Annotated in this window: 11 protein-coding genes; 5 read left to right on the top strand and 6 right to left on the bottom strand. The window is 73.6% G+C overall.

Features of this window, described 5'->3' with window-relative positions; genetic code table 11:
* Window positions 1-174: 174 nt before the first annotated feature.
* A complete protein-coding gene (locus V7S47_RS14500) occupies window positions 175-996 on the top strand; it encodes an FAD binding domain-containing protein (RefSeq protein WP_336562208.1) in 822 nt (273 codons plus the stop codon).
* Window positions 997-1,129: 133 nt separating this feature from the next.
* Here the strand turns inward: V7S47_RS14500 and V7S47_RS14495 are convergent, their stop codons facing one another.
* Complete coding sequence (locus V7S47_RS14495; RefSeq protein WP_336562207.1) at window positions 1,130-1,813, bottom strand: GntR family transcriptional regulator; 684 nt, start codon at window positions 1,811-1,813, stop codon at window positions 1,130-1,132.
* 117 nt (window positions 1,814-1,930) lie between these two features.
* Here V7S47_RS14495 and V7S47_RS14490 point away from each other — a divergent pair, with 117 nt between their 5' ends.
* On the top strand, window positions 1,931-2,845 hold the full coding sequence (locus tag V7S47_RS14490; RefSeq protein WP_336562206.1) for a dimethylarginine dimethylaminohydrolase family protein: 915 nt from the start codon (window positions 1,931-1,933) through the stop codon (window positions 2,843-2,845).
* Window positions 2,846-2,851: 6 nt separating this feature from the next.
* Here V7S47_RS14490 and V7S47_RS14485 read toward each other — a convergent pair whose 3' ends face one another.
* A complete protein-coding gene (locus V7S47_RS14485) occupies window positions 2,852-3,259 on the bottom strand; it encodes a hypothetical protein (protein WP_336562205.1) in 408 nt (135 codons plus the stop codon).
* 43 nt (window positions 3,260-3,302) lie between these two features.
* On the opposite strand from V7S47_RS14485, the gene V7S47_RS14480 reads away from it, so the two are divergent.
* Both V7S47_RS14480 and hisC read left to right on the top strand, forming a co-directional pair.
* Window positions 3,303-3,866 (top strand): VanZ family protein, encoded by a 564-nt coding sequence (locus V7S47_RS14480; RefSeq protein ID WP_336562204.1) that lies wholly within the window; start codon window positions 3,303-3,305, stop codon window positions 3,864-3,866.
* The gene (gene hisC, locus V7S47_RS14475) at window positions 3,863-4,933 is read left to right on the top strand and encodes a histidinol-phosphate transaminase (RefSeq protein ID WP_336562203.1); all 1,071 of its coding nucleotides are present in this window, start codon (window positions 3,863-3,865) and stop codon (window positions 4,931-4,933) included. Before V7S47_RS14480 ends, hisC begins: the two co-directional genes overlap by 4 nt.
* Before the next feature lie 12 nt (window positions 4,934-4,945).
* Here the strand turns inward: hisC and V7S47_RS14470 are convergent, their stop codons facing one another.
* Window positions 4,946-5,254 (bottom strand): hypothetical protein, encoded by a 309-nt coding sequence (locus tag V7S47_RS14470; RefSeq protein WP_336562202.1) that lies wholly within the window; start codon window positions 5,252-5,254, stop codon window positions 4,946-4,948.
* A 171-nt stretch (window positions 5,255-5,425) separates the two neighbouring features.
* On the opposite strand from V7S47_RS14470, the gene V7S47_RS14465 reads away from it, so the two are divergent.
* A complete protein-coding gene (locus tag V7S47_RS14465; RefSeq protein ID WP_336562201.1) occupies window positions 5,426-8,227 on the top strand; it encodes an Ig-like domain repeat protein in 2,802 nt (933 codons plus the stop codon).
* A gap of 6 nt (window positions 8,228-8,233) precedes the next feature.
* On the opposite strand, the gene V7S47_RS14460 is transcribed toward V7S47_RS14465, so the two are convergent.
* The 3 genes from V7S47_RS14460 to V7S47_RS14450 form a co-directional block, all read right to left on the bottom strand.
* Window positions 8,234-8,554 carry a hypothetical protein gene (locus V7S47_RS14460; protein ID WP_336562199.1) on the bottom strand — a complete coding sequence of 107 codons (321 nt, stop codon included), beginning with the start codon at window positions 8,552-8,554 and terminating at the stop codon, window positions 8,234-8,236.
* A 61-nt stretch (window positions 8,555-8,615) separates the two neighbouring features.
* The gene (locus V7S47_RS14455) at window positions 8,616-9,965 is read right to left on the bottom strand and encodes an MFS transporter (protein ID WP_336562198.1); all 1,350 of its coding nucleotides are present in this window, start codon (window positions 9,963-9,965) and stop codon (window positions 8,616-8,618) included.
* The gene (locus V7S47_RS14450; RefSeq protein ID WP_336562197.1) at window positions 9,962-10,528 is read right to left on the bottom strand and encodes a winged helix-turn-helix domain-containing protein; all 567 of its coding nucleotides are present in this window, start codon (window positions 10,526-10,528) and stop codon (window positions 9,962-9,964) included. The genes V7S47_RS14455 and V7S47_RS14450 overlap by 4 nt, the downstream gene beginning before the upstream one ends.
* Window positions 10,529-10,673: the final 145 nt, after the last annotated feature.

Genomic DNA, 10,673 nt, shown 5'->3' with positions numbered 1-10,673 from the left:
TCCGTTTGCTGCCGGTGACGGACGGCAATCGCAGCTTCTGGCACTGGGAGAGCCGCTTCACCACGCCGCCGGGACGCGAGGCCGAGCTCGCCAGGCTGGTCGGCGACGAGGTCTACACCAACGGCATCGAGGCGGTGCGCCGCCTGCCGGCGATCGTCGGCGAGGAGGCCTGACATGCTCGATCTGCGAACCTGCGCCAGCCTGTCGGAAGCCGCCGGCATCCTCTCCGGCGACCGCCAGGCGCTCTTGATCGGCGGCGGCACGCTGGTGATGCGCGACGTCAACGAGGGCCGTTTGACCGAGGGCACGCTGGTGCGCGTCACCGATCCGGCCTTCCGCCAGATAAGCGCTGGCGGCGCCCGCATCGAACTCGGCGCCGGGGTGACCATGGCGATGGTGCTGGCCAATCGCGAGCTCGCCTTTTTGCATGCCGCGGCGCGCGCCATCGGCGGCCCGGCGGTCCGGACGATGGCGACGATAGGCGGCAATCTCTTCGCCGCGGCGCCCTATGGCGACTTCACAGTGGCACTGCTGGCGCTCGATGCGCAGGTCGTGCTGCAATCCGGCTACGGCTCGGGCCGGGCGGTGGCTCTGGAGGATTTCCTCAGCGCCCGCGAGCGCGGCGGCCAGGGGCTGGTGACGGCTGTGCAGTTCGCCCGGCCGCAGAACCCGGCCGAGTTCCATTTCCGCAAGATCAGCCGGGTGAAGCCGAAGGGCATCTCGCTGCTCTCGATCGCGGCGCATCTGCCGCTTGCGGGCGGCCGGATCGCGCAGGCGCGCGTCGCCTATGGCGCGATGGCGCCGACCCCGATCCGCGCCCGCGGCGTCGTGCGCGCGCGCGACGGCCAGCCGCCCGACCAGAGCGCGATCCAGGCGGCGAAGCAGGCGGCGCTCGAAGGTTGCCGCCCGGCGACCGACGCAATCGCCAGCGAGTGGTATCGGCGCGAGATCCTCCCCGTCCATCTCGGCCGGCTGCTCGCCGGCGAGCCGCGCTGAGGAGGCGCCGATGGCCAAGCTCCCCATCCAGTTCCGCCTCAACGGCAGCGACCGCGCCACCTTCGTCGACCCGGCGAGCAACCTGCTCGATACGCTCCGGCGCCGACTCGGCGATTTCGGGGGTCAGGAGGGGTCAGCAGGAGAGGCCGAGGGCGTCGATGATGTCGTCCTCGGCGTCGATGAGGTGCTGGCGCAGGAAGGCGTGGGCCGCCGCGGTGTCGCCGTCCTCCAGCAGGAGCAGCAGGGCGGTGTGGTTGTCAGCCTCGTCGTGGGCGTTGCGGCGGATCCGCTCGACCTGGGCCAGCGCCAGCTTCAGCTCGACGACCAGGTTGTCGGCCATCGCGACCAGCCGCGGCGACCCGGTGAGGCCGACCAGCGAGACGTGGAAGGCGAGGTGCCGCTCGTTGAGCTCCTGGTACGACGCGCCGCGTCGTACGGCGGAGGTGTAGGCCTCGAGCGTGCTGCGGACCCGGGCCCGCTGGCTCTCGCCGGCCTCGGCCCAGCGGAGCACGCCGGCGCCCTCGAGGACCCACCGGGCCGCGCAGACGTCGCGGACCGAGTCGACCTCGGGGGTGGCGACGTGGACGCCGCGGTTGGGCTCGCGGGTGGCCAGGCCCTCGGCGACCAGGATGGTCAGCGCCTCCCGGACGGTGGGCCGGGAGACCCCGAGCGAGGCGGCCAGCGCGACCTCGCGCAGTGGCGTGCCCGACTCCAGCTCGCCGTCGAAGACGGCGCGCCGCAGCTCCTGGGCGACCCGGTCCACGGTGGACGAGTGCTCCAGGTGCAGCGTCCCGAAGGAACCGACCGTCTCCGACATGGGGCCATTCTGGGGCACGGCCCGCAGGTTGTCCGGACCACTGGTCACGCGAGCCCCGTTCTTCTCGTACACTTCTTGTCAGATTGTCTGACAATTATGACGAGGAGGTTAACGCCGATGGAGCAGCAGCTGGATGCGCCCACGCTGGACTGGGGCCGGCACTACGTGGCGGTCGAGCCCACCCACTTCCGGGTGGAGTACTCGATCAACCCCTTCATGGACACTGCCGTCCAGCCCGACCCGCAGGTCGCGATGCTCCAGTGGCACGCGATGGTCCGCACGCTGGAGGACCTCGGCGCAGAAGTCGACGTCCTCGCCCAGCGGGCCGACGCCCCCGACATGGTCTACGCGATGAACCTCGGCCTCGGGCTGGTCAAGGCCGACGGCACGCCCCACGTCGTGATGTCCCACATGCGCTTCCCCGAGCGGCGGATGGAGGGCCTGTCGGCCCAGCCGTGGTTCGCCGAGCACGGCTTCGCGACGTCGTACGTCGGCCGCGACGGGGTCGGTGCCCACCTCGAGGCCGGTGACGCGTTCGCCTTCGGCGACGCCCTGGTCGTCGGCTACGGCCCGCGCACCGAGGAGCTGGCGCTGAAGCACCTCGCGGCCGACCTGGGCGTGCGGGTCCGCGGGCTGCGGATCACCCACCCGGGGATGTACCACCTCGACCTGGCCTTCTGCCCGCTCGACGAGCGGCGCGCGCTGGTCTGCCCCTCCGCGCTCGACGCGCCCTCGGCCGCCGCGCTGCTCGAGCTGGTGCCCGAGCCGCTGGTGCTGACCGAGGAGGAGGCGCTGACGACGTTCTGCGCCAACTCGGTCGTCGTCGGCAGCACCGTCGTGATGCCGGCGTGCCCGCCGCGGGTGCGTCGTCAGCTGGTCGAGTGGGGCTTCGACGTCGTGATCGTCGACGTGTCGGAGTTCCACAAGGGCGGCGGCTCGATCCGCTGCATGGCCAACGCCGTCGACATCACCATCGGTCGCGACCTGCCCTCGGTTCCCGGCGGCGAGGTCGTGCTGCCGCCGCTGGCCTGACCCGGGTCAGGCCGGCGGGCAGCCCGTGCTGAGCCGGTAGCGGCGCTGCTTCTCGCCCTGGTCGGGCCGGGCGACCACGACGACGGCCCTGCTGTAGTAGCGGGTGCCGTCGTCGCACGTGCGGATCCGGCTCAGCCGGATCACCGCGCGGCGGTGCGCCGGCGGCGGGCAGGACGCGCAGGTGCTGTCCCATCGGCCGCGACCCACGGCGACGGCGTCGCCCCAGTGCTTCCAGCGCCGGACCGTCATCGTGGGCGCGGAGCTGTAGGCGGTGAAGACGAGCGTCGGGCGCACCTCGGCCGAGCCGAGGTTGTAGTAGACGACCGGGTCGGCGGTGGGAGCCGCTCCGACCGCGGGCGGGGCGACGAGCAGCATGCTGAGCAGCGCCCCGAGCGCGGCGAGGAGACGGGTCATGGCGCGACGATAGGACGCGGACCGGCTCGGTACGGTCTTTTCCATGTTTCCGGTCGGCGGGTACGGCGTCATGCTGCTCGGCGCCCTGCTGTCCGGGCTGGTCTGCCTCGGTCTCGCGGTCGCCCTGCGCCGCCGCCTGGGCTGGCTCGGGGCCGGCGCGCTGGCCGGCCTGCTCTGGTCGGTCGCGGTGATCGCCTGCCTGACCCTGATCCCCGCCAACGGCGCCCCGGGGATCGTCAGCGCGGAGGGCCGGCTGACCACCTGCTCGTGGGACATCGGCGGCCCGGCCCCCGACGGCTTCTGGATCTTCTCCGGCGGCCAGCGGCTGCTCAACACGGTCGCGTTCGTGCCGTCCGGCGCGCTGCTGGTCGTGGTCGCCGCCCGCTGGCGGGCCACCGCGCTGCTCGCCGTGCCGCTCGGCCTGGGGCTGCTGGCGGCGTACTCGGTCGCCATCGAGAAGACCCAGCTGGAGCTGGCCCGGATCGACCGCGCCTGCGACGTCACCGACATCATCGACAACGTGACCGGCGCGGTGCTCGGCGTGCTGGTCGGGCTGTTGCTGGCGCTGCTGCTGCGGCCCTGGCGGAGACATAACCTGACGACATGAGCACCCCGCAGCCGCGCGCGACCATCGCCGACATCCCGCCGTACGTCGCGGGGAGGCCGCCGACCGTCCGGCCCGGGATGACGTCGTACAAGCTGTCGTCGAACGAGAACCCCTACCCGCCGCTGCCCGGCGTGGTGGAGGCGGTTCAGGCGGCGGTCGGCCAGATGAACCGCTACCCCGACATGGGCGCCTCGGGGCTGTACGCCGCGCTGGCGGACTCGCTGGACGTGCCGGTGGAGGACCTGTCGGTGGCGACCGGGTCGGTGGGGCTGATCTATCAGCTGGTGCAGGCGTTCTGCGACCCCGGCGACGAGGTCGTCTTCGCGTGGCGCTCCTTCGAGGCCTACCCGATCGCGGTCACGGCCGCCGGCGCCGCGAGCGTGCGGGTGCCGGTGCTCCCCGACGGCCGGCACGACCTCGACGCCATGGCCGCGGCGATCACCGACCGCACCAGGATCGTGCTGGTCTGCACGCCCAACAACCCGACCGGACCGGCGGTCACGCAGGCCGAGCTCGACGCGTTCCTTGCTCGGGTGCCGTCCCACGTCGTGGTCGTCGTCGACGAGGCGTACGTCGAGTTCGTCCGGATGGACGATCCGGTCGACGGGCTGGCGTCGTACCGCTCGCGCGCCAACGTGGTGCTCACCCGCACCTTCTCCAAGGCCTACGGCCTGGCCGGCTTCCGGGTCGGGTACGCCGTCGCGCCCGCGCCGATCGCCGCCGCGCTGCGGGCGGTGTCGCTGCCGTTCGGCGTCTCGACCGTCGCCCAGGTCGCCGCGATCGCCTCCCTGGAGCGGCAGCCCGAGCTGCTGGAGCGGGTCGACGCCCTGGTCGCCGAGCGGACCCGCGTCGTCGACGGGCTGCGGGCGGCCGGCTGGGACGTGCCGGACGCCCAGGGCAACTTCGTCTGGTTCGGGCTGGGGGAGCGGACCGCCGACTTCGCGCAGGCGGCCGACGAGCTCGGGATCGTCGTCCGGCCGTTCGCCGGGGAGGGGGCGCGGGTCTCGATCGGGGAGACCGAGGCCAACGACCGGCTGCTGCGGCTGGCGGCGTCCTTCCCGCGCTGATCCGGGCCTCCCTCACATCGCTGCGGCCAGGACGAAGGCGACCACCAGGAGCAGCGGCACGGTGGCCAGCACCAGCAGCCCCGCCGACCCGGCCGCGGACCCCGCCGCCCGCGCGGACCGGACGAGACTGAGGGAGACCAGTCCCAGCCCGGCGAGGACCACGGCAGCGGTGTAGCCGATCGGGGCGTACGACCCGAGGCCGCCGCGCTGCGCCCACCAGGTGCGGGCGGCCAGCACCACGGCCAGCGCGAGCAGCACCACCGCGCCCGCGCCGACCACGACCGCGGCGGTCCGGCGGGGTCGTGAGCGGGTCGTCGGCACGGTCGGAGACTGCCCCGTGGTCCGGCATCCCTAACGAAGAGCCCTCGTCGAAGTGCCGCGTCTCGTTCACAGGGAGGTCACGGGCCGGTCCCGGACCGTTCCGGCGTCCGCGCGAGCGTGCCTGCGCCGGCCGGTCGGTCGGCATTCGGACACGATCTCGATCGGAGCACGGTGCACTCCCTCCCCTCCCCCCGTTCCCTCGCGACCCGCGGCCTCGCCGCGGCCGCGGTGCTGGCGACGCTGAGCCTCCCCCAGGCCGCCGGCGCGGCGGCCCCCGTCGACGCCGACGACGCGACCGACGCGTCGCGGTTCACCCTCGCGGTGCTGCCGGACACGCAGTTCTACTCCCGCTACGCCGCCGACCAGTTCATCCCGCGCTACGGCAAGGACCCGTTCCAGGTCCAGACCGAGTGGATCGCCGAGCACGCGGACGAGCTCAACATCCCGTTCGTGACCCACGTCGGCGACATCGTCGACCGGGCGGGCAACGCCGGTGAGTGGACCGCCGCCGACCGGGCCATGGACGTCCTCGACGCGGCCGGCGTGCCCTACGGCATCCTCGCGGGCAACCACGACGTCAACAACAGCAGCGACAGCGTCCTCGACACCGACTACACGGTCGCGAACGAGCGCTACTGGCAGAACTTCGGGCCCGGCAAGCGGCCCGCGCCCACCACCCTCGGCGGGTACGACGCCACCGGCTTCAGCCAGTGGCACGTCTTCGAGGCCCAGGGCCAGAGGTTCCTGTCGATGTCGCTGCCGTGGCGCGCGTCCGACGCGACCCTGGCCTGGGCCAAGCAGGTCATCGAGACCCAGAACCTCCCGACCATCCTCACCAGCCACGACCTGATCGGCATCGACGCCGACGCCGTGACGGCCCGGGAGTCGGGCTACGGCAAGCGGGTCTGGGACGGGCTGATCAGGAGCACCGACCAGATCTTCCTGACGTTCAACGGCCACTTCCACGGGTCGACCCACCTGACCCGCAGCAACGACGCCGGTCACCCGGTCACCCAGGTGCTCATCGACCACCAGATGGCCTACGAGGGCGGCAACGGCTACCTCGGCCTGATGGAGTTCGACCTGACCAACAACACGATGACCATGCAGACCGCGTCGCCGTGGGTCGTGGGCAAGCCGGCCGAGAAGCTGACGTCGTACGACCAGGCGTTCCTGGAGGCGCCGAACCAGCAGTACCAGGTCAAGCTCGACTTCTCCGCCCGCTTCGCCGGGTTCCAGGACGGGCCGGCCGACCAGCCGTCGCTGACCAGGAAGGCACGCGACATCATCCTCGACGGGTTCGTCCCGCCGGCGGGCGACGCGCGCGAGCTCGCCGGCAACGAGGACGACTACGTCCGGGTGCCGGGCACGCTCGCCCACTGGCGCTTCGGCGACGCGCAGCCCGGCGTCGTCGCGCCCGGCCAGGTCTTCGCGGACGTCGCGGGCGAGAGCGACCTGCGCCGCGCCACCCTCGCGGAGTCCGGCTCGCCCACCGCCGAGGTCGGCGACGTCACCGTCACCGACCAGGTCAACCCCTACTCCTCCGACCCGCGCGCGGTCTGCTTCGACGGCTCGAACCAGACCACCGGCCGGTTCAGCTACCTGCAGTCGGCGGCGGGCACGCCCGTCACGAAGACCAAGTTCCCGAACGGCTACACCATCGAGACGTTCGTGAAGATGGACGCGTCGTGGGACGCGACCGCCAACGGCTGGAGCAAGGCCGTCGTCCGCTCGGGCAACCGCTCGACGATCCCGGGCTTCGCGCGCACGCAGTGGGACTACACCGCGTCGCCGACCGCGCTCGGCATCTCCAACCTGCGCGAGTTCCAGATGACCGAGGTTCCGGGCGACCCCACGCGCGGTGACAAGACGGCGTGGTCCGGCGAGATCATGGTCGACACCTGGCAGCACGTCGCCGTCGTCAACGACGTCGACACCCAGACCACCACGATGTACGTCGACGGCGCGCCCGTCCTCCGCAACGCCACCGCCTCCGGCGGCGCCTCGATGAACAGCGGCATGCCGTGGATCCTCGGCGCCGACTGGGTGGACGACAAGGCCAAGAACGGCTGGCACGGCTGCATCGGCGAGACCCGGATCATCGACCACCCGACGACGCCCGACCAGTGGCTGATCGCCCGCCCGGAGCTCGCCGGCTTCACCGTCGACCGCGAGCCCGCGGCCACCCTGCCCACCGGCACCGCGTCGACCGTCCTCACCGGCACCGGCACCCCCCGGGCCACCGTGACCCTCGGCGGCGACCTCGACGGCTCGGCGACGGTCGACGCCGACGGCCGCTGGTGGATCGCCGCCGACGTCCCGGCGACCGGCCGTCCGCTGACCTGGACCGCGGAGCAGGGCTTCGGCGAGCGCGTCGACGACACCGTGGCCACCGGCACCTTCGCCGTCGCCGCCCCGGCCCTCCCGGCCAGCAGCACGGCGGCGACCCTCGCCACCGACGCGCCGTCGTACGGCGCCCCGCACCGGGTCGTCGTCCGAGTGGCCGGCGCGGCCGCGCCGACCGGCGCCGTCCGGGTCTCGGCCGGTGGCCGGGTGCTCGGCACCGGCACCCTCGCCGGCGGTCGGGCCGTCGTCACCCTGCCCGGCACCGCGCTGGCGCCCGGACGGCACGAGCTGGTCGTCGACTACCCCGGCGACGCCGGCCACGCGCCGTCGTACGACCGGGTGACGGTGAGGGTCGCCCGGGCCGCCGCCGACCTGCGGGTCCGCACGGCCGGGACCGCCCGCCTTCCGCGCCTGGTCGTCCGGCTCGACGCCGACGTCGCGGCTCGGGGCCGGATCGAGGTCCGCTCCGGCAACCGCGTCGTCGCCCGCACCACGGCCACCGACGGCCGCCGGGTCGTCCGGCTGCCGAGGCTGACGCGCGGTCGGCACGTGCTGACCGTCCGGTACGCCGGCTCCGCCACGGTCGCGCCCGCGACCGAGCGGGTCGTCGTGCGGGTCCGCCGCTGAGGATCCTCAGGCGAGGCGGCTGCCGACCAGCAGCAGCGTCATGAGGGCCGGTGGGACGGCGGCGATGCCCAGCAGCACGTCGCCGGCCCGCCGGCCCCACCAGCAGCGGGCGAGACCGAGGAACGGCAACGACACCACGGCCGGAGCCGCGGCGATCCCGGCGATCACGTAGCCGATCGCGGTCAGCGCGTCGGCCTCCGGGTTCGTCTCGAGCTCGATCCGGGTCCAGGCGTACATCGCCGCCGCGGCGGCGAGGGCGAGCAGGTCGGCGGCCAGCACGGCGACGGTGACGACGATCCGGGTACGGCGCCGGGCGGTGGCGGACATGCCTCGATGCTCGGCCGGTGCGGCCCGCGGCACATCGGCCCGCGTACTCAGACCAGCGCCGCTACCGGATGGGTCCGCTCGGGGACCTGGTCTCAGCCCCGGCACGGGGCCCGCCGTCCTCGACAAGACCGGCAGCCGCGACCGCGTGCAGGCCGCCATCCTGGCCATCCGGGCCGGGCTGGCGTGAGTCCAGCTCGCGCCAGCGGGGGTCGAGCGCGGGCAGCATCGTGACCGCGAGGTAGGCCACGCCGACCGCGACCAGCGCCGGGGCGAGCCCGATCCCGCCGACCAGGACGCCGGCCAGCAGCCCGCCGAGCGGCATCAGCGCGAAGCACATGGCGGTGGTCAGCGACGAGACCCGGCCGACGAGGGGCTCGGGGATCCGCTCGAAGATCACCGCGCCGAGCACCGGGTTGAGGAAGCCCGCCGCGAGCCCGCTCGCGACCGACACCGCCAGCACCGCCCAGGTCGGGGCGTCGAGGGCGAGCACCACGAACCGCGGCGCCCCGGCGACCAGGAACGCCACCAGGTAGGTCACGTACCGCGGCAGGCCGGCCGCCCAGGCCGCCGCGCAGAGCGCCCCGACCGCGGACGCACCGCCGAACACGGCCAGCACCAGCCCGATCGCGGCCGCGCCCCCGCCGTACTCGTCGGCCCAGACGGGGAGCAGCACGCTCACGTACGCCACGTCGAGCAGGTTGGTCAGCGCCACCATCACCGAGATCCCCAGCAGCACCGGGTCCCGCCGCAGGAAGTCCCACCCCTCCCGCAGCTGCCGTCCGTACCCGCCTGTGGATGGTTCCGCCGAGTCGGCGCACATGTGTGCCGACTCGGCGAGGTTCTCCACAGGTGGGCGGGTGGCCCAGGCGAGGAGGGCGGCGGCGAGGCCGAACGACAGGGCGTCGACGAACAGGGCGGTGGCGGGGCCGACGGCGGCGACCAGGAGGCCGGCGCAGACCGAGCCGAGCAGGGTGGCGGTGCGCTCGACGGTGGAGTGCAGGCCCGTCGCCCGCTCCAGGGGTACGCCGGCCTCGCGGGCCAGCGCCGGCGCCATCGCGCTCTTGGCCGCGTCGCTCGGTCCGCGTAGCGCCCCGGCCAGCGCGACCAGGGCCAGGAACAGCCCGAAGCTCAGCGCCCCGAGCTCATGGAGCAGCGGGATCGCGCCGACCACGGCGACCGAGCCGACGTCGCAGGTGATGGCCACCCGGCGCGGGCCGAGCCGGTCGATCACCGGCCCGCCGAGCACCTTGAGCACGACCAGCGGCAGCAGCTCGACCAGGGCGACCAGCCCGGTCCGCGTCGCCGACCCGGTCGTCGTGAGGACGAACCACGGCAGCGCGATCATCGAGACCCGGGTGCCGGTCAGGGAGACGGCCTCCGCGCTCAGCCAGCCGTAGAGCGGCCGCCTCACGTCGGATCCACCACCTGGGTCCCGGGCCGCGGGTAGGCCTGCAGCACCACCATGAAGTCCCCGACCCCGTCCCCCTCCTCCTCGTCGACCTCCTCGACGATCCGCTCGAGCGCGGTGACCAGCGCCTCGGCCCGCGCCGGCGTCAGCCGGACCATCCAGTCGCTGAGCCTCGTCGTACGGCGCCACGCCTCGGGCAGCAGCTCCTGCTCCTCGACCGCCCGCTGCAGGAACTCGGTCTGCACGACCGCGACCGACTGCTCGAACGCCCGCACCGCCGCCCGTTCCTCCTCGGTCGCCGGCTGGTCGGTGAACGTCGACTGGTGCGCCGCCCGCCACCACCGCTCGCGCCCGTTGCCGCGCCCGGCGTCGTCCTCGATGAACCCGTGGGTCGCCAGCTGGCGCAGGTGGTACGACGTCGCGCCGCTGTTCAGCCCCAGCCGGGTCGCCAGCCCGGTCGCCGTCGCCGGCCCCTCGGCCCGCAGCAGCCCGAGCATCCGCAGTCGCACGGGGTGGCTGAGTGCCCGCAGCTGCTGGGGGGTCGGCGTGATCCGGGTGAGCTCCATGGGGCGATCGTAAACCGCAAAGACTCATTTGCAAATGGTTCTTTGCGACGATCGGCGTCGAGCTGTCACGCGATGTTCGCCGCACTAGGGACGCGCTGCAGCACGTACCTAGTGCGGCGAACATCGCGTTACAGCCGCGCCCGCC

Origin of the sequence: Nocardioides sp. CCNWLW216, from assembly GCF_037120545.1 — a bacterium.
GTDB classification, from domain to species: domain Bacteria; phylum Actinomycetota; class Actinomycetes; order Propionibacteriales; family Nocardioidaceae; genus Nocardioides; species Nocardioides lianchengensis.
Note: the sequence above shows the minus strand (reverse complement) of the source record. Positions and strands in the feature narration are given on the sequence as shown.